General features: G+C 60.8%; 24 protein-coding genes and 1 tRNA gene. 10 read left to right on the forward strand and 15 right to left on the reverse strand.

Annotated features, from left to right (window positions below; genetic code table 11):
* Positions 1 to 6 precede the first annotated feature (6 nt).
* The 4 genes from hutH to ada all read right to left on the reverse strand — a co-directional run bounded on the left by hutH (position 7) and on the right by ada (position 6,248).
* Entirely contained in the window at positions 7 to 1,539 is a 1,533-nt protein-coding gene (gene hutH / locus AC56LH_RS16730) for a histidine ammonia-lyase (protein WP_499647853.1), read from the reverse strand.
* Between the two features lie 4 nt (positions 1,540 to 1,543).
* Positions 1,544 to 3,253, reverse strand: a complete 1,710-nt coding sequence (gene hutU / locus AC56LH_RS16735; protein WP_499647855.1) for a urocanate hydratase — start codon at positions 3,251 to 3,253, stop codon at positions 1,544 to 1,546.
* Between the two features lie 126 nt (positions 3,254 to 3,379).
* Entirely contained in the window at positions 3,380 to 5,047 is a 1,668-nt protein-coding gene (locus AC56LH_RS16740; RefSeq protein ID WP_499647857.1) for an amidohydrolase, read from the reverse strand.
* Between the two features lie 97 nt (positions 5,048 to 5,144).
* Entirely contained in the window at positions 5,145 to 6,248 is a 1,104-nt protein-coding gene (ada, locus tag AC56LH_RS16745) for a bifunctional DNA-binding transcriptional regulator/O6-methylguanine-DNA methyltransferase Ada (RefSeq protein WP_499647859.1), read from the reverse strand.
* 157 nt (positions 6,249 to 6,405) lie between these two features.
* Between ada and hutC the strand changes: the two genes are divergently transcribed.
* From hutC to AC56LH_RS16795, 10 genes are all read left to right on the forward strand, one after another.
* The gene (gene hutC, locus AC56LH_RS16750; RefSeq protein ID WP_499648505.1) at positions 6,406 to 7,119 is read left to right on the forward strand and encodes a histidine utilization transcriptional repressor HutC; all 714 of its coding nucleotides are present in this window, start codon (positions 6,406 to 6,408) and stop codon (positions 7,117 to 7,119) included.
* 85 nt (positions 7,120 to 7,204) lie between these two features.
* Positions 7,205 to 7,609: a response regulator gene (locus tag AC56LH_RS16755; RefSeq protein ID WP_499647861.1), complete on the forward strand. Its 405-nt coding sequence runs from the start codon at positions 7,205 to 7,207 to the stop codon at positions 7,607 to 7,609.
* 233 nt (positions 7,610 to 7,842) lie between these two features.
* Positions 7,843 to 8,169 (forward strand): thioredoxin TrxA, encoded by a 327-nt coding sequence (gene trxA / locus AC56LH_RS16760; protein ID WP_499647863.1) that lies wholly within the window; start codon positions 7,843 to 7,845, stop codon positions 8,167 to 8,169.
* A 148-nt stretch (positions 8,170 to 8,317) separates the two neighbouring features.
* On the forward strand, positions 8,318 to 9,580 hold the full coding sequence (gene rho, locus AC56LH_RS16765) for a transcription termination factor Rho (protein ID WP_183556196.1): 1,263 nt from the start codon (positions 8,318 to 8,320) through the stop codon (positions 9,578 to 9,580).
* 188 nt (positions 9,581 to 9,768) lie between these two features.
* On the forward strand, positions 9,769 to 10,038 hold the full coding sequence (locus AC56LH_RS16770) for a type B 50S ribosomal protein L31 (protein ID WP_183556195.1): 270 nt from the start codon (positions 9,769 to 9,771) through the stop codon (positions 10,036 to 10,038).
* Between the two features lie 141 nt (positions 10,039 to 10,179).
* Positions 10,180 to 11,898, forward strand: a complete 1,719-nt coding sequence (locus AC56LH_RS16775) for an ArnT family glycosyltransferase (RefSeq protein WP_499647865.1) — start codon at positions 10,180 to 10,182, stop codon at positions 11,896 to 11,898.
* A gap of 267 nt (positions 11,899 to 12,165) precedes the next feature.
* Positions 12,166 to 12,633 (forward strand): hypothetical protein, encoded by a 468-nt coding sequence (locus tag AC56LH_RS16780; protein WP_499647867.1) that lies wholly within the window; start codon positions 12,166 to 12,168, stop codon positions 12,631 to 12,633.
* Between the two features lie 121 nt (positions 12,634 to 12,754).
* Positions 12,755 to 12,839: transfer RNA gene (locus AC56LH_RS16785), tRNA-Leu, on the forward strand.
* A gap of 174 nt (positions 12,840 to 13,013) precedes the next feature.
* The gene (locus tag AC56LH_RS16790) at positions 13,014 to 14,024 is read left to right on the forward strand and encodes a tyrosine-type recombinase/integrase (RefSeq protein WP_499647869.1); all 1,011 of its coding nucleotides are present in this window, start codon (positions 13,014 to 13,016) and stop codon (positions 14,022 to 14,024) included.
* A gap of 316 nt (positions 14,025 to 14,340) precedes the next feature.
* Positions 14,341 to 14,835: a hypothetical protein gene (locus AC56LH_RS16795; RefSeq protein WP_499647871.1), complete on the forward strand. Its 495-nt coding sequence runs from the start codon at positions 14,341 to 14,343 to the stop codon at positions 14,833 to 14,835.
* 133 nt (positions 14,836 to 14,968) lie between these two features.
* On the opposite strand, the gene AC56LH_RS16800 is transcribed toward AC56LH_RS16795, so the two are convergent.
* From AC56LH_RS16800 to AC56LH_RS16850, 11 genes are all read right to left on the reverse strand, one after another.
* On the reverse strand, positions 14,969 to 16,033 hold the full coding sequence (locus AC56LH_RS16800; protein WP_499647873.1) for an acyltransferase family protein: 1,065 nt from the start codon (positions 16,031 to 16,033) through the stop codon (positions 14,969 to 14,971).
* Positions 16,034 to 16,156: 123 nt separating this feature from the next.
* Positions 16,157 to 16,459, reverse strand: a complete 303-nt coding sequence (locus AC56LH_RS16805) for a hypothetical protein (protein WP_499647875.1) — start codon at positions 16,457 to 16,459, stop codon at positions 16,157 to 16,159.
* 56 nt (positions 16,460 to 16,515) lie between these two features.
* Positions 16,516 to 17,019 (reverse strand): hypothetical protein, encoded by a 504-nt coding sequence (locus AC56LH_RS16810; protein ID WP_499647877.1) that lies wholly within the window; start codon positions 17,017 to 17,019, stop codon positions 16,516 to 16,518.
* Positions 17,016 to 17,681: a glycoside hydrolase family 19 protein gene (locus AC56LH_RS16815; protein ID WP_499647879.1), complete on the reverse strand. Its 666-nt coding sequence runs from the start codon at positions 17,679 to 17,681 to the stop codon at positions 17,016 to 17,018. Before AC56LH_RS16815 ends, AC56LH_RS16810 begins: the two co-directional genes overlap by 4 nt.
* Complete coding sequence (locus AC56LH_RS16820) at positions 17,681 to 18,061, reverse strand: hypothetical protein (RefSeq protein WP_499647881.1); 381 nt, start codon at positions 18,059 to 18,061, stop codon at positions 17,681 to 17,683. Before AC56LH_RS16820 ends, AC56LH_RS16815 begins: the two co-directional genes overlap by 1 nt.
* Before the next feature lie 153 nt (positions 18,062 to 18,214).
* Positions 18,215 to 19,501, reverse strand: coding sequence for a phage head spike fiber domain-containing protein (locus AC56LH_RS16825; RefSeq protein WP_499647883.1), 1,287 nt, complete (start codon positions 19,499 to 19,501; stop codon positions 18,215 to 18,217).
* Between the two features lie 7 nt (positions 19,502 to 19,508).
* Entirely contained in the window at positions 19,509 to 20,159 is a 651-nt protein-coding gene (locus AC56LH_RS16830) for a DUF4376 domain-containing protein (protein ID WP_499647885.1), read from the reverse strand.
* A gap of 2 nt (positions 20,160 to 20,161) precedes the next feature.
* A complete protein-coding gene (locus tag AC56LH_RS16835) occupies positions 20,162 to 20,869 on the reverse strand; it encodes a hypothetical protein (protein ID WP_499647886.1) in 708 nt (235 codons plus the stop codon).
* Positions 20,869 to 21,144, reverse strand: coding sequence for a hypothetical protein (locus AC56LH_RS16840; protein WP_499647888.1), 276 nt, complete (start codon positions 21,142 to 21,144; stop codon positions 20,869 to 20,871). The genes AC56LH_RS16835 and AC56LH_RS16840 overlap by 1 nt, the downstream gene beginning before the upstream one ends.
* A 1-nt stretch (position 21,145) precedes the next feature.
* Positions 21,146 to 22,585, reverse strand: coding sequence for a hypothetical protein (locus AC56LH_RS16845; protein WP_499647890.1), 1,440 nt, complete (start codon positions 22,583 to 22,585; stop codon positions 21,146 to 21,148).
* On the reverse strand, positions 22,582 to 23,967 hold the full coding sequence (locus AC56LH_RS16850) for a hypothetical protein (RefSeq protein ID WP_499647892.1): 1,386 nt from the start codon (positions 23,965 to 23,967) through the stop codon (positions 22,582 to 22,584). Before AC56LH_RS16850 ends, AC56LH_RS16845 begins: the two co-directional genes overlap by 4 nt.
* Between the last annotated feature and the right edge of the window lie 86 nt (positions 23,968 to 24,053).

Consider the following 24,053-nt stretch of genomic DNA (forward strand, 5'->3'; position numbering starts at 1 on the left):
GTCGATTTACGGATGCAGCGCCGTAAACAGCGCCTTGCATGACGCCGACAACGCGCCCTGCCACACCATCGTGCGCGCCGCCTCGATGTCCGGCGCAAAGAAGCGGTCGGCGTCGTACGGCGCAACCTGCTCGCGCAGCTGCGCGTGGACCGATTCCAGCGTCTGCGAACTGCGCAGCGGACGGTGAAACTCGATGCCCTGGCACGCGGCCAAGAGCTCGATCCCCACGATCACGCAGGTATTGTGCGCCATCTGGTGAAGACGGCGCGCCGCGAAGGTGGCCATGCTGACATGGTCTTCCTGGTTGGCCGATGTCGGCAGGCTGTCGACGCTGGCGGGATGGGCCAGCGACTTGTTTTCGGACGCCAGCGCCGCCGCCGTCACGTGTGCGATCATGAAACCCGAATTCAGGCCCGGCTCGCGCACGAGGAAGGCCGGCAGGCCGGACAGGTTGGCGTCGATCAGCAGCGCGATGCGGCGTTCGGCCAGCGCGCCGATTTCGGCGATGGCCAGCGCCAGCGCGTCGGCGGCAAACGCCACCGGCTCGGCGTGGAAGTTGCCGCCCGAGAGGATGACGCCATCGTCGAACAGCAGCGGATTATCGGTGACAGCATTCGCCTCGATCAGCAGCGTGCGGCCGGCATTGCCGATCAGGTCCATCACGGCGCCCATTACCTGCGGCTGGCAACGCAGGCTGTACGGGTCCTGCACGCGTTCGTCGCCAACCAGGTGCGAGGCGCGGATCGCGCTGCCGGCCACCAGCTCGCGGTAGATGGCCGCCGCCGCGATCTGGCCCGGCTGCCCGCGCACGGCGTGGATGCGGGCATCGAACGGCGCGTCGCTGCCACGCGCAGCGTCGACCGACAATGCACCGGTGACCAGCGCCGCCTCGAGCAGGCGTTCGGCCAGGAACAGGCCGTGCAGCGCCAGCGCGGTCGACACCTGGGTGCCGTTGATCAGCGCCAGTCCCTCTTTTGCACCCAGCACGACTGGCGCGATGCCGGCCGCCGCCAGCGCATCAATGGCGTCGACCAGCACGCCGTTGTGACGTACCTGGCCCACGCCGAGCATCGCCAGCGTCATGTGCGCCAGCGGCGCCAGGTCGCCCGATGCGCCGACCGATCCCTGCACGGGAATGGCCGGCATGATGTTGGCGTTGTAAAGGGCAATCAGCGTCTCGACGATCAGCGGGCGCACGCCCGAGTACCCGCGCGCCAGGCTGCCGATCTTGGTCAGCAGGATCAGGCGGACAATCTGGTCGTCGATCAGCGGTCCCGTGCCCACCGCATGCGACAGGATCAGGTTGCGCTGCAGCGTGGCCAGTTGCTCGACCGGGATATGGGCCTTGGCCAGGATGCCGAAACCCGTGTTGATGCCGTAGGCCGGCTCGCCCTTGGCGACGATGGCGTCGACGGCCGCACTGGAGGCGGCGATGTCGCGCCAGGCCCCGCTGGCCAGGGTCAATGGTGCGTGCGCGCTCCAGGCGGCGCGCAGGTCGCCCAGGGTCAGCTGGCCGGGTTGCAGAGTGAATTCGTTCATGGGTTTATTTGATCATCGGAAGATTGAGGCCATTGCGCCGGGCGCAGTCGATGGCGGTGTCGTAGCCGGCGTCGGCGTGGCGCATGACGCCCGAGCCACAGTCGTTGACCAGCACCCGCGCCAGGCGCTTTGCGGCGGCATCCGTGCCGTCGGCCACGATGACGACACCCGAGTGCTGCGAATAGCCCATGCCCACGCCGCCGCCATGGTGCAGCGAGACCCAGGTCGCGCCGCCGGCTGTATTCAGTAAGGCGTTCAGCAGCGGCCAGTCGGATACGGCATCGGTCCCGTCGCGCATCGCTTCGGTTTCGCGATTCGGGCTGGCGACCGAGCCGGTGTCGAGGTGATCGCGCCCGATGACGATCGGCGCCTTCAGTTCGCCCGTGCGCACCATCTCGTTGAACGCGAGGCCCGCCAGATGGCGTTCGCCCAGGCCCAGCCAGCAGATGCGCGCCGGCAGGCCCTGGAACGCGATGCGGTCGCGCGCCATGTCGAGCCAGCGGTGCACGCGCGCGTCGTGCGGGAACAGCTCCTTGATTTTCGCATCGGTCTTGTAGATGTCTTCCGGGTCGCCCGACAGCGCCACCCAGCGAAACGGCCCGCGCCCTTCGCAGAACTGCGGCCGGATATACGCCGGCACAAAGCCCGGAAAGTCGAACGCATCCCCCACGCCTTCGTCCCTGGCCACCTGACGGATGTTGTTGCCATAGTCGACCGCGTGGCAGCCCATCGCCTTGAAGTCGAGGATGGCGCGCACGTGCTGCGCGCAGGATGCCGCCGCGTTGCGCGTCAGGCGCGCGTGCTGCGCCGGGTCGCGCTGCGCCGCCTGCCATTCGGCCACGCTCCAGCCGCTTGGCAGGTAGCCGTTGATCAGGTCATGGGCCGAGGTCTGGTCGGTCACCAGGTCGGGCTTGATGCCGCCGGCCCGGGCACGGCGCACCAGTTCGGGCAGCACGTCGGCGGCGTTGCCAAGCAGGCCAATGGAGACGGCCTCGCGCTGCGCCGTGTGCTGCTGCACCAGCGCCAGCGCTTCGTCGATGTCGCGCGCCTGCTTGTCGAGGTAGCGCGTGCGCAGCCGGAAATCGATGCTGCTTTGCTGGCACTCGATGGTGAGCGACACGGCGCCGGCGAAGCTCGCGGCCAGCGGCTGCGCGCCGCCCATCCCGCCCAGGCCCGCCGTCAGGATCCAGCGGCCTAGCATGTCGCCGCCAAAATGCTGGCGCCCTGCTTCGGCAAAGGTTTCGTAGGTGCCCTGCACGATGCCCTGCGTGCCGATATAGATCCAGCTGCCAGCCGTCATCTGGCCGTACATGAACAGGCCACGGCGATCGAGTTCGTTGAAGTGCGCCCAATCGGCCCATTTCGGCACCAGGTTGGAGTTCGCCAGCAGCACGCGCGGCGCGTCCGGGTGGGTCTGGAATACGCCGACCGGTTTGCCGGACTGGATCAACAGGGTCTGGTCGTCATCGAGCTCGCGCAGGCTGGCCAGGATCTGGTCGTAGCAGGCCCAGTTGCGGGCTGCGCGGCCGATACCGCCGTAGACGACGAGGCGCTGCGGGTTTTCCGCGACCTCGGCGTCCAGGTTATTTTGAATCATGCGGTAGGCCGCTTCGGTCAGCCAGCTCTTGCAACTGAGCGTGGTGCCGCGCGGGGCCTGGATTACGCGCGAAGGGTCGAAGCGGGGATCGTCGACAACATCAGCATTGTGGTTCATGGCGGCTCCTTCGATAAGGAATGGGCTCCGCGTGCGTACCGGATGAGTTGGGTGCCAACCATCACCGCGTGGACGGAGAATCCATCCACCCTACCGCATCCAGGTTGTCTATACAACCCTCTCTAATTACTTTTTGAAGACCTGTTTGCCAGCCACCCAGGTTTCGAGCACGCCGGTCTTGTGGATGTCGTACGTCGGCATCTTGAACAGGTCCTGGTCAATGATGATGAAGTCGGCCTGCTTGCCCGTTTCGAGCGAACCAAGGCTGTCTTCGCGGTGCCCGGCGTATGCCGCGTCGAGCGTGAAGCAACGGAACGCTTCCTTCAGCGACATTGCCTGGTTCGGGTACCAGCCGGCCACCGGCTGGCCCTGCACATCCTGGCGCGTGACGGCGGCGTGCAGGCCGAAGAACGGATTCGGCGCTTCGACCGGGAAGTCCGAACCGCAGGCGATGCGCGAACCCTGATGCAAGAAGGTGCGCCACGCATACGCGCCCTTGATGCGCTCGGGCCCGACGCGGGTTTCGGCCATGTTTTTATCCGACGTCGCGTGGGTCGGCTGCATCGACGGGATGATGCCGATCGACTTGAAGCGCGGGATGTCGCCCGGCTGCACGACCTGCGCGTGCTCGATGCGGTGACGCTGCGCGCTGCTCTTGGTCGCCGAGACTTCTTTCTGGTAGATGTCGAGGATCTGCTTGTTGCCGGCGTCGCCAATCGCATGCACATTGACCTGATAGCCGCGGCGCATCGCCTTCGTCATCATGGTGTCCATCTGCCCGCTCTTGAAGAACAGCAGGCCGTGCGAATGCGCGTCATCGCTGTACGGCTTGATCAGCGCCGCGCCGCGGCTGCCCAGCGCGCCATCCGAATACAGCTTCACGGCGCGCAGTGCGTACATGCCGTTGCCATAGTCGTTCAGCGGGCCATTCTTGGCCAGCACATCGAAGTCCGCGCCGGCGCCGCCGATCATGCCGTACACGCGCGTTGTCAGCTTGCCTGCATCGGCGTAGGCGCGGTACAGGCGGTCCTGGGTCACGTCCACGCCCGCGTCGTGCACGCTGGTGAGACCCACGCGCGCCAGTTCGCCCAGGGCGCGGTCGAGGATCGTGCGCGATTCGGCCTCGGTCTGCGCTGGCAGCACTTTGGTCAGCAAATCCTGCGCGGTATCGACCAGGACGCCGGTGGCTTCGCCATTGGCGTCGCGCACGATCTTGCCGCCGACCGGATCCGGCGTGGCTTTCGTGATGCCGGCCAGCGCCAGCGCGCGGCTGTTGGCCCAGCCGGCGTGGCCGTCGACACGTTCCAGCCACACCGGCCGGTCGCTGACAACGGCGTCGAGTTCCGCCGCGGTGGGGAAGCGCCCCAGCTTCCAGTTTTCCTGGTTCCAGCCACGCCCGCGCAGCCATGGGTGCCCCGGATTGGCGCCCGCATACTCACCGATCGACTTGAGCGCGCCGGCCAGCGACGTGCTGTTGAACAGGTCAAGCTGCGTCAGTTGCTGGCCCAGGCCGAACACGTGGCCGTGGGCATCGATCAGGCCGGGCAGCAGCGTGCGGCCACCCATGTCGATGCGTTTGGCCTGCGGCGCCTTGGCGGCGACATCCGCGCTGGCGCCCACGGCGATGATGCGGCCCGCGTCATCAAAGGCGAGCGCAGTGAACTGCACCAGGTCGCCCTTGGTGTTGAGGGTATAGCCGTTGGCGTTGTCGATCAGGGTTGCGGCGTGGGCCGGCAGGCTGCCGGCAACGGCCAGGACGATCAGGGAACACAGGGGGGTCAAGCGGGCGCGCATGCGTGGTTTTCTCCGTCGGTTGGGATCCCGCGCCTCGTGGGCGCAGCTCGGCAGAGTGTATCGAAATTTGCATGCCCGGCATAGCACCGGCGCCCGCTCAATCCGGGCTGGATGCGGCCTGCTCGTCTTCCCGTTCGAGCAGCGTGCGCTTGCGCTCGATGCCCCAGCGATAACCCGACAGCGCGCCGCCCGTGCGCACCACGCGGTGGCAGGGAATCGCCACCGCGATCGGATTGGCGGCGCAGGCCCCGGCCACTGCGCGCGCGCCGCCGGTTACTCCGACGATGGCGGCCAGCTCGGCGTAGCTGACCGTGCGGCCGGCGGGGATGCTGCGCAGCGCCTGCCACACGCGCTGCTGGAAGGCAGTGCCGCGCACATCCAGTGGCAACTCGAAACCGATGCGCGGCGCTTCGACCAGCGCGACCACCTGCGCCACGGTCTGTCCAAACGCCGCATCGGCGCCTTCCAGCGCGGCCTGCGGAAAGCGCGCCTGCAGATCGTCCAGCAGCGGCGCTGGCGCATCGCCGATCAGGATTGCGCAGATCCCGCGCGCGGTCGTAGCCACCAGGATTGCGCCCAGCGAGCACTGCCCGATGGCGAAGCGGATCGTCTCACCGCGCCCGCCGGCCCGGTAGTGCGCCGGCGCCATGCCCAGCACCGCCTGCGCGCCCGCATAAAAGCGCGTACTGGACCCATAGCCGGCCTCGAACAACGCATCGAGCACCGGCGCGCCCTGCGCCAGCCCACGCCGTACGCGCTCGCCGCGCCGCGCCGCCGCATACGCTTTCGGTGTGATCCCCGTCTGCGCCTTGAATACGCGGTGAAAGTGAAAGCGGCTCATGCCGGCCGCCTGCGCCAGGCTGTCGAGGTCCGGCGCTTCGTCGGCGGCATCGATCAGGCGACAAACCCGTGCAACGGCGTCGCGCTGACGCTCGGCGAGCGGCGGCAGGTGCGGCGCGCAGCGCAGGCAGGGCCGAAAGCCAGCCGCTTCGGCGGCATCCGGGCCTGCATGAAAGGCCACGTTGGCGCGCCGTGCCGCGCGCGACGGACACGATGGCCGGCAATACACGCCGGTGGTGCGCACCGAATACACGAAGCGGCCGTCGAAGGCCGGGTCGCGCCGCTGTACGGCAGCCCAGCGCGGATCGGCGCTGTCGGCGCCGGCATCGGCATCGGCATCGGCATCGGTGGGAATGGTCATGTTCATCTCCAGGGGTCAGGCGGCAAGCCTATCGTAGCGCCATGCCTGGTGCTATGCACGCCGGGTCTTGCTTTCGAATCGAATGCTAGAATCTCGGCTGGTCAGACAGGCCGTCACTTCGGAGAACCGCTTGGACCCAAGGACCACACACGATCCCCTGCAAGACAGCCCACCGGACAAAGCACCCATTTTCCGGCAAATCAAGGATTACCTGGTCGGCGAAATCGCGGCCGGGCGCTGGAAGGAAGGCGACCTGGTGCCGTCCGAACAGGCGCTGGTACGCCTGTTCGGCGTCTCGCGCATGACGGTCAACCGCGCCGTGCGCGAACTCACCGCCGAGCAGGTCCTGGTACGGCGCCAGGGCTCGGGCACGTATGTCGCGCCGCAAAAGTACCAGGCCACGCTGGTCGAGATCCGCAATATCGCCGACGAGATCCGCGAACGCGGCAGGCAGCACACCAGCCGCGTGCTGGTGCTCGAGGCCGGCGTGGCGGACGATGCGCTGGCCGCCGAATTCGGCCTCGACGCCGGCAGCACGCTGTATCGCTCGCTGATCGTCCATTTCGACAACGACGTCCCGATCCAGCTCGAAGACCGCTGGGTCAATCCGGCTTGCGCCCCGGCTTATCTGGAGCAGGATTTTTCCAGCATCACGCCCAATGAACACCTGATGGTGAGTGCGCCGCTGCAGGGCGCGACCTATGCCATCGAGGCGCTGCCGGCATCGGGCGAGACGGCGCAGCGCCTGGGCATCGCGCCCGGCGCGCCGTGCCTGGTGCTGCACCGGCGCACGACGTCGGCCAGCCGGATTGCCTCGGTGGCGACGTTGTGGCACCCAGGCCACCTGGCCCGCTTCACGGGCAACGTCTGAAAATAATCATGCAAACAGACAACAAACCATGTCACACTCCGGCCATATGGCGAACCCGCCATCCTCTTCTCTGCCGGGTATGACCATGCCAATCCACGCCACCGACGCACCGTCCCTTGACGCGCCCCTGCAGGTCCTGGTGCTGGACGACGATCCGCTGTTGCTGGAAGTAATGCATGAAATGCTGAGCGCATGCGGACCGCACACGGTCGTGCTCGAAAGCGAAGCGCGCCGTGCGTTGCAGCACTTCGATCACGCGATGCCCGATGTCCTGATCTGCGACCTGATGCTGCCGGAAATGGATGGCATCGAATTTCTGCAAGCCGCCGCAGCGCAAGGGTATCAAGGCAAGGTGATCCTGATCTCGGCACTGGAAGATGGTGTGCGCGAAGCGGCTGGCGAACTGGCGCGCGCGCTAGGGCTGCAAGTCGTCGGGTCGTTTCGCAAGCCGCTCGGACAAAACCAGTTGCGCGCGGCATTGGCCTGTTGAAATTTAGTACAAGCGGCTAAACACTTTTCAAAAAAATGCGGTATTATTCGCCTCATTCCCCGCCTGACACCCTCTAGCCGTTCTTCCAATATTGAATTTTGCACACAGTGCCTCCACCATTGTGTAGTAACAATATTAAGCAGCACAGGAAGATACCCCCTAGCCGGTAGAGACGTTCCCCATGTCCTGTCTCAAGGCGTTAATCACAGTTATTACCTCTTATTGAGGAAACCATGAGCGAAAACATCAAACACATCAGCGACGCATCCTTTGAATCCGACGTGCTCAAGTCCGAGCTGCCGGTGCTGGTCGATTTCTGGGCCGAGTGGTGCGGTCCTTGCAAGATGATTGCCCCGATCCTCGAAGAAGTCGCCAAGGAATACGGCGGCAAGATCACGATCGCCAAGATGGACGTCGATGCCAACCAGGCTGTTCCAGCCCAGTTCAGCATCCGCGGCATCCCGACCCTGATCCTGTTCAAGAACGGCCAGGTCGCTGCGCAAAAAGTCGGTGCACTGGCAAAAGGTCAATTGACCGCGTTCATCGACAGCAACATCTGATTCAGCTGATACAATAAGCGGCGACGACGCGCCCGCGTCATCGCCTCCCGGCCGGGAGGGCCCACGGCTCATTGCCACCTTCCCGCCTTGATTAACCCACGCAGTTCCCTCCCCTACCTTTTTTACCCGTCACGGGTTACCCACACACATGCATTTATCTGAACTGAAGGCGATGCACGTTTCCGCGCTGCTGGAAATGGCAATCGGCCTCGATATCGACAACGCAGCCCGCCTGCGCAAACAGGAATTGATGTTTGCAATCCTGAAAAAGCGCGCAAAAGGCGGTGAGCAGATCTTCGGCGACGGCGCTCTCGAAGTGCTGCCGGACGGTTTCGGTTTCTTGCGCTCGCCAGACGCGAGTTATATGGCCTCGACCGACGACATTTATATCTCGCCGTCGCAGATCCGTCGTTTCAACTTGCATACGGGTGACTCGATCGAAGGCGAAGTACGCACGCCAAAAGACGGTGAACGTTATTTCGCGCTGGTCAAGGTCGACAAGGTCAATGGCGAATCGCCAGAAGCCTCGAAGCACCGCATCCTGTTCGAGAACCTGACGCCGCTGCACCCGAACGAGCCGCTGCGCCTCGAGCGCGACATGAACGGCGCTGAAAACATCACCGGCCGCATCGTCGATCTGATTTCGCCGATCGGCAAGGGCCAGCGCGGCCTGCTGGTAGCGTCGCCAAAGTCCGGCAAGTCGGTCATGCTGCAGCACATCGCGCATGCCATCACGGCCAATCACCCCGACGTCACGCTGATCGTTCTGCTGATCGACGAACGTCCGGAAGAAGTGACCGAGATGCAGCGTTCGGTGCGCGGCGAAGTCGTTGCCTCGACCTTTGACGAACCAGCGACCCGCCACGTGCAGGTTGCCGAGATGGTGCTGGAAAAAGCCAAGCGCCTGGTCGAAATGAAAAAGGACGTCGTGATCCTGCTGGACTCGATCACCCGCCTGGCGCGTGCCTACAACACCGTGATTCCTGCCTCGGGCAAGGTCCTGACCGGTGGTGTCGACGCCAACGCGCTGCAGCGTCCGAAGCGCTTCTTCGGTGCGGCCCGCAATATCGAAGAAGGCGGCTCGCTGACCATCATCGCGACCGCGCTGATCGAAACCGGTTCGCGCATGGATGACGTGATCTTTGAAGAATTCAAGGGTACCGGCAATATGGAAGTGCACCTCGAGCGCCGTCTGGCCGAAAAGCGCGTCTACCCGTCGATCAACCTGAACAAATCGGGCACCCGTCGCGAAGAGCTCTTGATCAAGCCGGACCAGCTGCAAAAGATCTGGATCCTGCGCAAGCTGCTGTACTCGATGGACGAAATCGAGGCGATGGAGTTCATCCTCGACAAGATGCGCGCAACGAAGAACAACGTGGAATTCTTCGACATGATGCGCCGCGGCGGCTAAGCCGCTGCAACGCAGCACGCGCACAGGCAGCCTTCGGGCTGCCTTTTTTGTCGGGCATTGCCGGAAGGTGAAAACCAATTTATAATCGCCGGTTCTGCCCAACCCTGGCAAGTGATCGGCAATCGGGTCAAGAAGCGAGACGACCGACGAAGTGCTGTTTGGCTACCAACTCAATAGAAAGCAAGACCATGAAAACTGAAACTCACCCAGAATACCGCGACGTCGTGTTCCATGACGTGTCGTGCGACTTCAAGTTCATCACGCGCTCGACCATCAACACCCGCGACAAGATCGAACACGAAGGCAAAGAATACCCACTGGTCAAGATCGAGGTGTCGGCTGAATCGCACCCGTTCTTCACCGGCAAGCACAAGATCGTCGACACCGCTGGTCGCGTCGAGAAGTTCCGCCAGAAATTCGGCGCAGTTGGTTCGAAGACCTCGGTCGCCAACGGCTAATTGCCGATGTAATACCGTCAAAGCCGTCACCGGCTTTGTCCAGACAGCCGGCGTTGCCGGCTTCAAAAAAGAAGCCGCTGACCCGGCTTCTTTTTTTTTCGCGGCTATACTACGCGCTCATTTCCGCCATCAGACTTATCGATGAAACCAGTCCGTCTTCCCGCCGCCGCCACTCTTGCACTGCCCCGCTGGGCCCTGCTTGCGCTGGGCCTGTTCTACATCCTGCCAGGCCTGATCGGCCGCGACCTGTGGAAGGAAGACGCCGCCAGCTTCGGCATCATGTGGACGATGGCGCATGGCACGCTGGCCGACTGGTTGTATCCGAACATCGCAGGCCTTGCCAGCGTCGACGAAGGCCCACTAGCATTCTGGCTCGGCGCCGTGTGCATCAAGCTGTTCGGCTGGCTGCTGGGCGACGTGCTGGCCGCGCGCGTCTCGACCGTCGGCATCTTCGTGCTGGGCACGATGTCGCTCTGGTACACCGCCTTCCATCTGGGGCGGCGCGCCGAAGCGCAACCGCTGCGCCTGGCCTTCGGCGGCCAGCCCGAGCCGGACGACTACGGCCGCACGCTGGGTGATACTGCTGTCCTGATCTACCTCGGCAGCCTGGGCCTGCTGCTGCAAAGCCACCTGACGCTCGCAGCGACCCTCCAGGGCGCGCTGCTCGCCTTCTTCCTGTACCGCGCCGTGCGCTACGTCGAGCTGGCCAGCACGCGCAATGCGGTGCTGGTAGGCCTTGCCCTTGGCGCACTGACGCTCACGCAAGGCTTCCTGCCGCCGCTGGTGCTGATCGTGGCGCTGTTCGCCTGCACACGCTACCTCGAGCTGCCAACGCCGCGCGCACTGCGCGACCTGGCAGTTGCCGCCGGTGTCGGCTTCGGCCTCACGCTGATCTGGATCGTGCCGGCCACGGTATTGCAGCCTTATGGCCTGTCGCCGGTCGCCGACTGGCTCGACTGGAACGCGCGCCAGATCGGACCGCCCGGCTGGCCGGCGCTGAAAGCGTTCTTCCGGATCGGCATCTGGTTCTTCTGGCCGGCCTGGCCGTTCGCCCTGTGGGCGATCTGGGCCTGGCGCCGTCAGCAGATGCTGCACATCGTGCTACCCGTATTCTTCTTCCTGGCCCTGGTGCTGCAAATGCTGGCCGACCCCGCGCCCGAAAACAGCGACTTCCTGAAAATGCTGCCACCGCTGGCATTGATGGCCGCCTTCGGCCTGCCGACAATGAAGCGCGGCGCGATCAATGCCATCGACTGGTTCTCGGTGATGGTGCTGACGATGCTGAGCGCGATCATCTGGCTGTTCTGGGTCGCCAAGCTGACCGGCTGGCCGGCGCAGCTGGCCAAGAATGCGCTCAAGCTGGTGCCTGGCTTCACGCCGGAAATCGGCGTGGTCACCTTCATCGTGGCGGCCGGCGCCAGCGTCGGCTGGATCATGCTGGTGCACTGGCGCCTGTCGCGCCAGCCGGCGGTGCTGTGGCGCGCCGTGGTGCTGTCTTCCGGCGGCCTGATCCTGCTGTGGGTGCTGTTGATGACGCTGTTCCTGCCCGACCTCAACTACGGCAAGAGCTACGCCGGCGTGGCCCAGCAGATCGCCGCACGCCTGCCCGCTGACGCGAACTGCATTGCCACCAACGTCGGCCCGGCACAGCGCGCCTCGCTGGCCTTCTACGGCCGCCTGCCGTTCGTCACGCTGGCCGGCGGCAAGTGCGACTACATACTGCTGCAGGACAGCCTGCGCAACCGCATGGATGCGACCCTGCTGCGCAAATGGGACGTGCGCGACGCAACGCCGCTGTGGGAAGGCCGGCGTGCGTCGGACCGGGACGAACGCTTCCGGCTATTCCGTCAAAAACGCTGAGCGCTTTCCCGACAAGCCGCACTTTTGTGCGGCTTGTTCGTTTCTGGCCGATGGATCGACTGAAATCCACCTGTGCGCGGCAAGTGTTGTCTTTATGAGAAGCTGGCTTCAACGAATGCGTGTTTGCGCGCAGTCAAACGCCAGCCACTGAGCGCTGGTCACAATGATCAAGTCAATGACGATTCAAATAATAGTTGGCTGGATATTGCACCAATTTTCTTGATCGGCGTGAATACGGACGAATGCCGGCAGCCCGGGGAGAGCACCATGAACAGCGTGACATTTTCTGAAATCGAGCGCGTCAGCAAACGCCCTGGCTTCCTGCAGCGCATCGATACCTGGCGCCAGTCCCTGCCATGGGCCCTCACACTGCTGGCCGGCCTGCCGCTGCTGGTCATGGCCCTGCACCTGATCGATCCCGGCACCCCGATGCCTTTCCTCGTGGTGCCAGCCGTGGTGGGCGGCCTGCTCCCCATCTGCATGCTTGGCCCGGGTCGCTTCGAGATGCGCAGCCGCGTCGATGCCCGCCAGATGATCGACAGGCTAGACGAAGCACTCGGAGCGCTTGGCTATCGCCGCGCCGCCACCGACAGCACCAGCATCCGCTACTTCCGCCCCCGCGCCTGGCTGCGCGGACAGGAAGGCGCAATCGATGTCGCGGTGCGCGAGCACGTGCTGGAGATCGTCGGGCCGATGGGGAGCTTGCGGTTGTTGCAGCATCGGATGACGTGTTAGGAGGAGTGCGCTATGCAATCAGGGCATACGCTCAGCCGCATCTATCGTGGACTCATACGATGAGTTTCGCCGCACTGGCCAGCTGAGCAATCAATGTGCTAAGATACCCGCCTGCGATTGGGCCTCTGTGGCGGAATTGGTAGACGCACTTGACTCAAAATCAAGCGCCGTAAGGCGTGCCGGTTCGATTCCGGCCGGAGGCACCACCTACTCGCAGCGCAACACCCCGCTTTATGCAGTTTCCTAAGTAGTTTCAAGCACTTAAGGCCCATCGGCCTTGATTCTAGCACCGTCCAAATACCACCTTGCACCACCTTTTATTGTGTTGAGTTACGCACGATTTACGCACACAATTACGCATTCACTTAACGTAGGCGTATATGGCATCGATAGCCAGGCTAAGCAAAGGGTGGCGTGCCCAGCTCGCCATTAAAGGAACGCGCGAGTCAAAGGTGTTCTCCACAAAGGCTGAAGCGGTCAGCTGGGCGAGCAAGCGCGAGACAGAAATTCGTGAGGGCGATACGACTGGTATACAGAAGGGCCGCACGCTTGACGAGGCATTCCGCAGGTATGAGAAAGAAGTGTCAGTCCACAAGCGCGGGACACGCCACGAGGTCCTACGTATGGGCGCGATCGGTCGATACGAGATCGCTGGCACGCCGCTTGGTGGCATGAAGCTGGTCGATATCACTTCAGACATCCTGGGCCAATGGCGCGACCAACGCCTCACCGTCGATAAGGTAAAAGGCTCGTCCGTCAACCGTGACCTCAACCTACTCTCCCACGTGTTCGCATCCGCCACGAGGGAATGGAAGTGGATCGCCAAGTCACCAACCACCGACGTTCGGCGCCCGGCCGATCCTCCAGCGCGCGATCGTTTGTATTCAGACGACGAGATCGAACGCATCTGCTTTGCACTCGGCTTCGACCAGGAGGAGACGAAGCTTGCCATTACGGGATACCAGCGCGTTGCTGTCGCATTCCTATTCGCTATCGAGACGGCGATGCGAGCTGGCGAGATCTGCGGCCTGGTGGAGACTGACATAGTAGGTCGAACTGCTACTCTGCAGCAGACCAAGAATGGAACAAAGCGGGCCGTGCCGCTGTCGCGCCGTGCGGCCGAGTTGCTGCGCGTGCTACCAGAGGCGCCAAAGGGTGAGCCGCTGTTCGACATGACGGCACGCTCGCTCGACGCCCTTTTCCGCAAAGCGAAGAAACGCGCATTGATTCAAGATGGCACGTTCCATGACACGCGGCACTTGGCGATCACCCGCCTTGCGAAGAAGCTCAATGTGCTTGACCTGGCACGCATGGTGGGACACAAGGACCTACGGCAACTGCAGGTGTATTACAACGAGACGGCCGAGACAATGGCAACTCGCCTAGACTAATTATCTACTTCTTCGATCTGTAGAAATTTTGTTAATGCCTCGCAGATAAGTCATTAGCTAAGGGTTACAATTGGTTATCTGAACGGGCATATGGGATGCTCAGAGGAATGATTTCTACAGGGAGTTCACAATGGTAACTCGTAAAATTGGACGCGACGCCGGAACTGGCCAGTTCAAACCGGTAAAGGAAGCACAAAAGGATAAGCAAGGATCAGTTGTCGAGACGATCAAAGTGCCGGCAAAGCCGCCTGCCAAGAAGAAGTAGTGTATTTGCGGGCGCAGGTTGCGTCCGCTTTTATTACCCATAGGAAACTATATGAGCCTCGGAACATTCCCTGCGAAGACAATGGACATTTCCTTGTTTTCTGATGTAAGAAGTACCGCACCCGCTGCAGAGAAGATAAAGCGGCTCTTCAGGACTATGGGCACGCCGCAAGCATTGCAGGACAGCGTGTTCGAGGACTATGAAGGGTTAGAGGTAGCAATGGATGCGAACGGATTGGGCGTTTGCGTAAAGCACTTTGGAACGACGATTAAGTTTCAATGCCTCATTGCGCTGGCCCCAAACAACGAACCTATCGCTCGAGTTATTTGTAGTTTGGATCATCTGCCCTTGAGTTCTACTTTTCCGTTGTTGCTCGGCTCCTTCACTTTTACGCTAAACGGCATGACGGACTTGCCTGGCGACGAACGAGGCAAACCAACTAACTTGCCAGCCGATGCTGACCGTATCATTGCTTATTTTCTTCATAAGGCACACCGGACCAACGCTACACTCTTCGCAAGTGATACGGCAAATCCAACAGAGTAGTTTTGATACGCGATGCACACCCCCATGATGCATGGGGGTGTGCTCCTATAACCCAGTGAGGCATTCGGAAGAACCTACGCTGAAAGTTACGCCAACTGGGTTGCTACTTTACTGCTGGTCCGCACCAACGATGTCAGCGCCCCTCGGGAGAAGTTACGGGTCGTGGTGGGTTCTTAGCGCGTCTGTGGACAATGACACTGATCGGCTTTTCGACGACAACGTAGAAAGCACACCCCAGCACTATCGCTGTGATTGTAAGCAATATCCCAGTCAGATCATTCTCTTGTGCGCCCCGTCCAATAACCAAGTATTTCCAATGGGCGACCACTGCGTGAACTAAGTAAATGCTGTAAGACGCACTTCCAAGAAATAACAGTGGCTGAATTAACCTTTTCATTTCGAATTCAGCGAATAAGAAGATGAGAACAATTGCGCCGGCAGGGAGCCCTAGACTTATAAATCGAGGAAATCCGAACTTCCCCATCAGTAATGCAATCATCGTCAACGCGACTACTGCGCCCATTGCCATCCAAGTTGAAAAGATGGGACGATAATATTTCTTCCAAACAAAATAGCAAATACTACCAATGACAAAATTAAGCATCAGCGTGTCGCCAACTATGTACTGAAAGTTCGACCACTGTAGACGAGCGCCTTTCAAACCAAAGAGATTTACAAGTGCGACCATCAGCACAATCGAGCTCATGACGACATATATTGCGCGATTTTTGGATGCTGACAAAACCATTGCTCCTGCAAACAGCACATAAAAAAACAATTCATATGTAAGCGTCCAGGCGGGACCGACAAGCATTCGGTAGTTTGCCCCATCGAAAAATGATGGCAGCAAAAGTAGATTTCCAATGATTAGCATCGGATCGACAAGGTCATTTGCACTACTACTTTGGGCGAGATACTGGATCAAGAACGGAATCAGAACCAGTAAGTATATAGGGTAGATCCTATAAATTCGCTTTTTCAAAAACTGTACACTATCACCAGGCGAAATTCGATCTCTTATCGAATAGCACATGATGAAGCCGCTAATGATGAAGAAGATGTCGACACCCAGACCGCCAATTCGACTAAACCTGAAAACTGACGAAATTACTCCTTCGCTCCACAGATGTGTCACCACGACGAGCATCGCAGCATATCCTCTGAGGATTTGTACGCCTTCTAGTTTGTTGGACGACATTATCTACTCGCTTAAATGTTGGCAATAAATTATTTTTATTGCCGAAGTTTAATCGAGATTGGATAGAAGAGTGAGAGATTTCTTCCGACGCGAAGAATATTTTGCGAAGGGGCAACTTCGGATCTAGCTGCCAGAATCTTTCGTCCGTACCGACCACTCTTGCACGTAGGCTAGGCCAGCATCACCTTGCGGCCGCTCTTCGCCCTTGAGCAAGAACCCAGGTCCATGCATGGCCGTCAAGCGCACCTCATAAAGCGTGGGCAATAATGGATCGCCGACCTGGCGGTTCGGGTCAGTGACGCTGGCCCAGATCGTTGTGCCCACTCCGTAGACCGTCACTTCGCCTTCGACGGCTGGCGCCGCACCGATCTCCCGATCTGACAATCTCTTGCCAAGGTGGCGTAGCCGTTTGACTTTTCCGATCATGACCGAAGTTTAGCACCACTAATTTTGGTCAAACTTCGGTTATGGTTAGGACGGTACTATCTTGCGTTCACTGCGCGACATGCTTCGAATCGCTCGACGACACGGTCGTATTGCCGCACGACTCGCTCAACGTCTGAGGCGATGCCGATAAGATCAGCAGCAGCCTCTGGCATAAGCTCCGGTCCTTTGGCGTCAGATGCAGGTCCGCTGGCAACCGATCGATCATTGGTCGCGGAGGTGGCTGGTACTGGCCTTGCGGGGCAGCGCAAGCTGTCAGTACCAGTAAGAATGCGGCGCTGAGCAGCCGCGAGAGATAGTGCATGGTCCTTCTCCTTTTTCAATGCAGCGGTGTCTTTAATGCCGAGCTGCGTGCGCAAGTCAATTTCGGTTTGCCGGTTGATTTCTGCATCAGCATCGCGCCGCTGCTTGCCAATCGTGATCGCGGCATCAAAGCCCTCTTCGTAGCGCTTGACGCCATAGTCAAGTAAATTAAGCCAGCCAAACAACGCCAGGCCAATAAGGACAATGAGGCCCATCAACAGTTTCTCGATGCTGGTCATGCGATCACCTTCCTTGTTTCGTCGGTGAGGAATCGCCGCTCCTGGTAACCGATCGCGTCGCCAATGGCCGAGGTCTTGCGACCAATGTTTACGCAGTCGGAAATCCCGTCAACGTCGTCCAGGTCAGCGAACCGGTTTAGGTTGTTGATGTGCCAGAACCATCCGGCGGAAAGCGCCGCGCCGGAATCGGTGGCCAGCCAGTCACCGACTACGCTGCGGGGGATGCTGAAGAAGTCAGCACAGGCATTGTGGTTTGTGGTTCCAGTTAGCTGCATCCAACCGCCGCCGCGAGTGCGCCAACCATCACCGCTCTTCGCATCGCCGTTTCCCATGCGATTTGCGTAAGCGATGTTGGCAATAGCCGGCTGATCAGCGGCATGCGCCGCAGTGCGCCCGTACTGCTCTGCCTGGGCCGGCGTGAAACGCTTTACCTTGGCGGTATTGAAGGTGGCCAAGATGGCTTCTGGCTTATAGTTCAGGTTCTCGCGCTTGCGCACGAAGCCGCCACTTTCGTGTGCGACCTGGGGAAGAAAGTGGATCAAGCGCAAACGCGTGTTGATTCCGAAGCGCTCGATCGCGGGGGCGAGTGCAGCAGCAACAGCACCGGCATTGGTCCCGCACTGGGGAGCGATGCGACGAATGAGGTCTGCCGAGATTTGCATTACAGCACCTCTTTCACATCGCGTACCAACTCGGCCAGATCAGCGTCTTTACGCCTCTCCAAGAACTTGAACAGCGCGCGAATCAGTGCCCAAGCTGGCAGGCCGCACGTGAACATGAGCGCGCCTTGCGCAGTCAGGCCGAGGATGTCGTGTGACCAATGTTCTACCGCCAGGTATTTGATCAGCACGGCACCACCGCCGATCGATCCAGCAAAAGTGCATGCCAACGCAACACGCCACTCCTGCTCAGAAGCTGGCTTCGTCATTGCCATTACGACGAAGGCGGCCAGACCGAGGCCGATGGCTCCCATTCCGGCAAGACCGCCGAGAATTTTCCAGCCCGCTACGCCGGCTGCTGTGCCGGAAATTGGTTCGCTCATGAGTCTCTTTCAGGGAGGTATTCAACCCGGCAAGAAACTCCATCGCTATGTTGCGTATCGAGCCACCGGGAAACACCAGTGTCTCGATATGCGTATTTCATTTCTAAGAAGTTTGAGAAAATTTCTAAAGTGAATGTTGCGATTTGGTATCAACTAAATTTCCTCAACCTCCAGCGTCGTTGTATACGCATTCGCATATTGATACGCGATGTCAGAATCTTTTGTTCGGCGGCCGTAGACCATGAAATCGCGCTCTAGGGCGGCGTCGGCATCCATCGGGAATACCGACAGCAGGATGGGATACGCACGGCTGTTACGCGCCAGGCTGAGGAACCTGGCGCGATCCGCCGGCGGCATGGTGCGCAGATCGACCGGGACCTTGCGGCACATCGTACCGGGGTCGGCCAGCTGGCCGCCGGCGGCGCTGCGCGAAATCTCGGTACGGTCGACCATCGCCACCGACGCAGCCGAAGCGTTGTAGGTCAGGGACCAGAACGAACCGGCCACCATGCAGCCGCCCTCGATGTAGCCCTGTAGGTTGCCCGGATCCGTGATGTCAACCGCCACGGCGCGCGCGGCGATCTCGACCGGCAGCCAGTGGCGTGCGTACGCGCCGCCACCGTAGGCGTACGCGCTGGCGGCCTGCGCTGGCGTGAAGCCGCGCAGCCGAACCGCCGGCGCTGGGCAGGCCAGTACCAGGCCGCTGTCGTAATCGTACGACTGCCAGTTATCGATGTGGCCAGCTGGGCGTGTCGCCGCCGCTGCTGCGGTCGGGTAGTAGCTGGTCGTCAGCGCTCCTGTTTCGAGCTGCGCGCCCCACACCTGTAGATCTCTCGCTGTCGCGCCGCCAAGGGTGCTGATCGTGAAGGCGCCGCCTGTGGCTGTCTTGTTGTTCGCCTGCAGGTGCTGCCATGCGCCGGAGAGAACGAACAGCTGGTCGACCCCGCCGGAGGAGACGGTGATGCTTTGCCCGGCCACTCCCTTGGCCCACACCGACCCTGAGCACACCGTCCCGGCAGCAAGCGACGTCCCCTGGGACAATGAAAGGTTCGCGGCGGTGAATTGCAGACGGGACGCATTGGTCGAGCCACTTGGCGAACCACCGTAATTCGCTGTGACCGTGACGCCCGCTACCTTGGTCCACGCCGCATTATCGAATGCCTCGCTGTACCGGACCAAGTTGGTCGAGGACTGCTCCCCGCTGATCCGAACTCGCATCTGCGCCGTCGGCGACAGGTTGCAGAATGGCAGGCCAACGAACCCGATCGGCTCGACGTCGGCGAATACGGCCGTGACCCGGGCATCGCGCGCGGTGGCGCGCCACACCGGGTAGACCTGCGCAGCGGCAAGGTTGCCGACGGCCAGGCCGCCCGCTGTGCTCGAGGCAGTAAGGGTGGCGCGCTCGATGGCGTTGTCAGAAACAATTCTCAGATTGGGCATCCGGTGCTCACCAGGTGATTGATTCGATTTCGGCGGCGGTGGTCGCCAGATCCAGCTGCGCCTTCAGCTCCTGCGCGTGCTTGAAATGCGCTGTGCCGCGCTCGGCGATGGCCACATTGAATGCGATCCATGCCCCAATGTCCGGTAGTGGCACCCATTCGTTGTCGATGGCTTTCCAGGCTGCGGGCCAATCTGGGTTGGTGGGCATTGCACTTGTCAGCGCAACGACATTGTTTATGCCTTGAATGTCTACTCGATCTGACTCCGTGTAGGCAATGCGTTTGCCGCCGAATTCAAAATAACCGTTATTCGCTGCCAGCCACCACGCGTTGATTTCCGCCCGCTTCCGCACTTTGATAGACGAGAGTGCATCCGCTGCATCTGACACGATACCACCGCCAATAAACGGCGAACCTGTGACGTCAGCAAGCGCCTTTTCAATCGCAAGAATCATTGACGGCACACCCATAGCCTCGGCCGACGGAACAAGATGCCATTCCCATGCCACAGGCAATTTTGCAATCGCGTCAGCCTCTTCGCCATAGGACTGGACACGTACGGAAATTACTCCCGCTACTGCATCGATTTCGATTGCACGCACGCGGTGATAGCCCAACGTGACGCCGTTGTCGGCCCTTACTTGCTTGATGATCGGCATAGCTATAATCCTGAAGTTGAAATAATGATTACTATGGAATTGCGCATGATATCTACGGACCCGAATGACGTATCCTCGCGCGTCCAAAGCCTTAGCGAATCGGTTTTGCTTAATGTAGACGCGCCATTCCAAAGCCACGACTTATCATAAATTCGATTGACATATAAGCTACCGTCATAATTAGACGTGGTTCTGTAATCATCCGGACTCCCGATTACAGCCATTGGGCCGATATTGCCGGGTATTTGCGCGCTGCTCTGATTGCCGTTAAAAATCGCCAGTGCGTTAAACGTCATCGGCCTGCGCATCAGGTCGGCGGTAATTGTGGCCCCGTCAGCACTGAATAAATTGAATCCAGTCAGTACACCTTGCTGCGGTGCGGCAAAAACGAACACCTCGACGGGTTCCAGATTTTCAAACCCTACGCCGTCATACGTGCCATTTCCGCAGGACACGTAGAGAATCCACGTGTTGCCTTCCCTGAACATGGAACTGATATAGACCGGTCGGCCAGGGTGCAGCGCGATTGCGGGTAATATCTCACCGGCCCATTCGATACGATAAATCGCGTAGCCTCGGGCGCGATATGACGCCGAGCCCTGCGGCGTGTCAACTGCGAGGTACTGCGCGCGCCCAATGTAGCCGTACGTGATCGCGTCGGCCGATAGGGTCAATTCGCCGCTAGTGTTTGTAAAAGTAAATTCGGCCATTATCGGACCAATAAAAGGATGCTTCGGTCGCGGTTTGCTACACGGACGATCACGCGCGGGTATCCAGCGTCCATATTAAGGTCGACGCCCGGATCGCCTTCGGACGGCAAGCCGATGGTGTTGACCATGAACGCCTGACGCCCTGCGAACGCAGGGTAGCCCCATACGCCCGTCGTCGTCGGTCCGAAACTCAGTGTCGCCGCGATTACGCCGCCAGCGACGCTGTCGGTGTCCCACACATAGTTCCCGTTGCCGTCGTATATGGTCAGAGGCATATCACGAGGCGGTGATTCTAAAACGGCGCGTATTATTCACATTGAAGCCTTCGAGAATGTTATCGCGAATTTCAATCCGTGCGCCGCTATCAGCCGTGGCAAACCGTCCGATAATACCGCTAATTGCGGAAATCTCCGACACGTTCATTCGGTCGGCCGTCATGGATTTAGCCTTGACATGCCGCGCGTCGACCGCACCGTTTTTAATTAAAACGCCGTCTGTCAAACGGATCAGATTGAATGCCCCAATTTCGCATGTGCCCGAACGAATACTGCGCAAAATAATAAAAGAACCTTCCGTGACAGCAGCCAAGTTCTCAGGGATTGTAACCTCGACTGAAACTCTGCGCCAATCGCGGGTGTACGCCGGGTATTGGATGCCTTCACCATTATTGAACTTATACGGTGAATCCGGAATAAGCCCAAGTCCACCCAAAAGATTACCTGTCCAGTTAGCGGCGCTGAACCAGATTGATAAGTCACCGTCCCAATCGTTGTGGAACAAAATATCGTATTCAATACGGTATGTCGCACCGGGAACTAGTGGCATTTTCTTTGTTTCGGTGTTGTACTGTATGCCCTCGGTCGACTGGAAATACGTAGACACGTTGTATCTCGGCCACGATCCTTGCGCAGTTCCATTCCAATCGACAGGGGTGACGCCCGCACCACTGGGGCCGGTTAGACCCCACCATGTAAGGTCTTTATACCGCGGATCACGCACCGAGTTATTTTGGTCGCCGCCGACTTGCAGGCTGCTGGCTCGCACAATCCCGCCGAAGTCACCGTTTGCGCCGAGCAACAACCTGCCATCCGGTGCGCGAATGTCGAGCGTGCCGGCCTTGATCGCAGCGCCGTGGATCGACCCTGTTACGAACAGGCTACCGTCAAAGATCGCGCCCATTACCAGCCAACTCGCGCCGTCCCATCGCTTGGTCATCGCGTAGGTGCCGTTGTTCGAGATCGTAACGACATCGCCTAGCACGTTGCCGCCCGGCGTGGCTGCGTCAGCCGTTCCATCCGACCAGGCATTGCCAGAGGCGAAATACATACCGGCACCGCGCGCGCCAGACCCGCCATCCGAACCGTTAACGCCATCGCGCACGACGGCAATGATGCAGCTCTGCGAGAAGGTCTGGCCGCCGGCGACGAGCCGCGCGGTGACGATGGCTGCAGGCCCCTGCATATCGGCATAGCGCACTACAGCGCTCTTGCCGGTCACGGCGGTGAGCGCCGCGCCGTCAGCTGTGAAGGTCACGTCACCATCTAGGCCGACCAGCGTCGCGGTGACCGTGATGGTGGCCACGTCGACGGCGCCACCGGCATTGAGGTGAAACAGCGATGACGATGCGTTGAGCAGGATCGAAGCGTTCTTCGGGTTGATGACCCGCACCGAGGCGGCCTGCAGGATCGCGTCGCGGTCGTTTAGTGCTGTGCTCATACGAGGAATCCAACGGCGACCCGGCCGGTTTCCCAGTCAGGTGCGAGTGAAATAACGATGCCGGCCACACCGGCGTCCATGCCGAAGCGCGGTGCGTAGACCGTGACGGCCTGGCCCAGCTCGAGCGAGAGCAGTTCCGGTACGCCCTCGAATTCGTATGTGGTGCGCGGGACCTTCCACAGGTCTAGCCGGCGCTGCGCCTCGGCGTCGGCGTCGGCTCGCGTGAGCAGCATGGTGTCGACCTGGACCGGCTCGGCGTTCAGGCGGTATGTGGCCAGCGTCACCTGGTCGGTCTTCGTGGTGGACAGCCACTCTTCGGCGAACAGCGTCTTGTGCACCTCCGGCAGGTTCGCCAGCGTGCCGGCATCCTGCACGGTCCAGGCGCGGGCAAAGCCGAGCTTCACTGCCCCAACAACGTCCGTGCGTGCCGCCGGCTGCAGCGTGCCATCAACCATGTGCTCGGGCCGTATCACCACTGGCGCGCCGGCAGCCGGCAGAGCGACCTTAATCAGCCGAGCCAGGCCGAGCCGCGACATCACCAGCTGGGCGCCGACGCTGCTCAGCAGCATCTGGCAGGCGGCCAGCACATTCTGGCGCGCCGTCGAGTACACGCCTAGCTGCTGCTGGTGCGCGGCATCGAACGCGGCGATGTTGGCTAGGTCGAGGTCAGCGTCATCGAAACGGTCAGACGCCTTGCCGTAAGTGGTAACCAGTCGCTTGACCAGCTGCGCCGCAGTGTCGACGTGGCCACCGGCCGAAGCGCCGCGCACGGACGCAGTGACCACGCCCACCGGATCCCCGCGCGGCGGCAATTGGAACGTCCCGGTGGCAGGGTCAGCGGTAAACGCTACCGGTGCGCCGTTGTCGCGCACCTCGATGATCGAGTCGATCATGCCAGCATGTACTTGATACTTCAGGATTGAGCCATTGATCAGCAGCGGCGTCACGTTGAAAACCTGACCCAGCGCGATCGGCAGTAGTGCATCTCGCTGCTCGCCCGTGCCGCCCAGCTTGACCTCGCTCATCGCTGTATCCAGGCGCTGCAGCTTGTCACGCAGCTTGAGCGCCAGCGCCTGGCGGCCGCGTGGCGCGATGTCGGCCACAATGCCGTTGAAGATCATGCGGAAATCCGCGCGGCTCCAGCGCACATCACCGATGTACGCCTTGATCGCACGATTCTTCCAGACGTAACCAGGGCCGGCCCATACATCGCGTGTGCCGCCGACGTTCTCGATCTCGAGGTCGCCAGCGGACAGGCCTCCCTCCCCGTTTAGCGACAGCTGCTCGGTAAACAGTTTGCCGACTGTGGCGATGGGCAGGTATGTGGTGTTTGCCGGCGCATCGCCGGGCCCGGTGGTAAAGGGTTTCGTCGCCAAGTACACGACGGAATCCATCCCATTGATCTGGACGGCTGCCTCAATGAGGACCACACGATAGGCGGCAGAGCTTTTCAGCCAAGCCAAGAATG

It is taken from the genome of Telluria sp. LT1R51-2 (assembly GCF_059685775.1).

What these genes read in the sequence shown, in the direction of transcription:
- hutH (WP_499647853.1), bottom strand. Translation starts at nt 1,539, where the DNA reads ATGAACGAATTCACTCTGCAACCCGGCCAGCTGACCCTGGGCGACCTG.
- hutU (WP_499647855.1), bottom strand. Translation starts at nt 3,253, where the DNA reads ATGAACCACAATGCTGATGTTGTCGACGATCCCCGCTTCGACCCTTCG.
- AC56LH_RS16740 (WP_499647857.1), bottom strand. Translation starts at nt 5,047, where the DNA reads ATGCGCGCCCGCTTGACCCCCCTGTGTTCCCTGATCGTCCTGGCCGTT.
- ada (WP_499647859.1), bottom strand. Translation starts at nt 6,248, where the DNA reads ATGACCATTCCCACCGATGCCGATGCCGATGCCGATGCCGGCGCCGAC.
- AC56LH_RS16755 (WP_499647861.1), top strand. Translation starts at nt 7,205, where the DNA reads ATGCCAATCCACGCCACCGACGCACCGTCCCTTGACGCGCCCCTGCAG.
- trxA (WP_499647863.1), top strand. Translation starts at nt 7,843, where the DNA reads ATGAGCGAAAACATCAAACACATCAGCGACGCATCCTTTGAATCCGAC.
- rho (WP_183556196.1), top strand. Translation starts at nt 8,318, where the DNA reads ATGCATTTATCTGAACTGAAGGCGATGCACGTTTCCGCGCTGCTGGAA.
- AC56LH_RS16770 (WP_183556195.1), top strand. Translation starts at nt 9,769, where the DNA reads ATGAAAACTGAAACTCACCCAGAATACCGCGACGTCGTGTTCCATGAC.
- AC56LH_RS16775 (WP_499647865.1), top strand. Translation starts at nt 10,180, where the DNA reads ATGAAACCAGTCCGTCTTCCCGCCGCCGCCACTCTTGCACTGCCCCGC.
- AC56LH_RS16780 (WP_499647867.1), top strand. Translation starts at nt 12,166, where the DNA reads ATGAACAGCGTGACATTTTCTGAAATCGAGCGCGTCAGCAAACGCCCT.
- AC56LH_RS16790 (WP_499647869.1), top strand. Translation starts at nt 13,014, where the DNA reads ATGGCATCGATAGCCAGGCTAAGCAAAGGGTGGCGTGCCCAGCTCGCC.
- AC56LH_RS16795 (WP_499647871.1), top strand. Translation starts at nt 14,341, where the DNA reads ATGAGCCTCGGAACATTCCCTGCGAAGACAATGGACATTTCCTTGTTT.
- AC56LH_RS16800 (WP_499647873.1), bottom strand. Translation starts at nt 16,033, where the DNA reads ATGTCGTCCAACAAACTAGAAGGCGTACAAATCCTCAGAGGATATGCT.
- AC56LH_RS16805 (WP_499647875.1), bottom strand. Translation starts at nt 16,459, where the DNA reads ATGATCGGAAAAGTCAAACGGCTACGCCACCTTGGCAAGAGATTGTCA.
- AC56LH_RS16810 (WP_499647877.1), bottom strand. Translation starts at nt 17,019, where the DNA reads ATGACCAGCATCGAGAAACTGTTGATGGGCCTCATTGTCCTTATTGGC.
- AC56LH_RS16815 (WP_499647879.1), bottom strand. Translation starts at nt 17,681, where the DNA reads ATGCAAATCTCGGCAGACCTCATTCGTCGCATCGCTCCCCAGTGCGGG.
- AC56LH_RS16820 (WP_499647881.1), bottom strand. Translation starts at nt 18,061, where the DNA reads ATGAGCGAACCAATTTCCGGCACAGCAGCCGGCGTAGCGGGCTGGAAA.
- AC56LH_RS16825 (WP_499647883.1), bottom strand. Translation starts at nt 19,501, where the DNA reads ATGCCCAATCTGAGAATTGTTTCTGACAACGCCATCGAGCGCGCCACC.
- AC56LH_RS16830 (WP_499647885.1), bottom strand. Translation starts at nt 20,159, where the DNA reads ATGCCGATCATCAAGCAAGTAAGGGCCGACAACGGCGTCACGTTGGGC.
- AC56LH_RS16835 (WP_499647886.1), bottom strand. Translation starts at nt 20,869, where the DNA reads ATGGCCGAATTTACTTTTACAAACACTAGCGGCGAATTGACCCTATCG.
- AC56LH_RS16840 (WP_499647888.1), bottom strand. Translation starts at nt 21,144, where the DNA reads ATGCCTCTGACCATATACGACGGCAACGGGAACTATGTGTGGGACACC.
- AC56LH_RS16845 (WP_499647890.1), bottom strand. Translation starts at nt 22,585, where the DNA reads ATGAGCACAGCACTAAACGACCGCGACGCGATCCTGCAGGCCGCCTCG.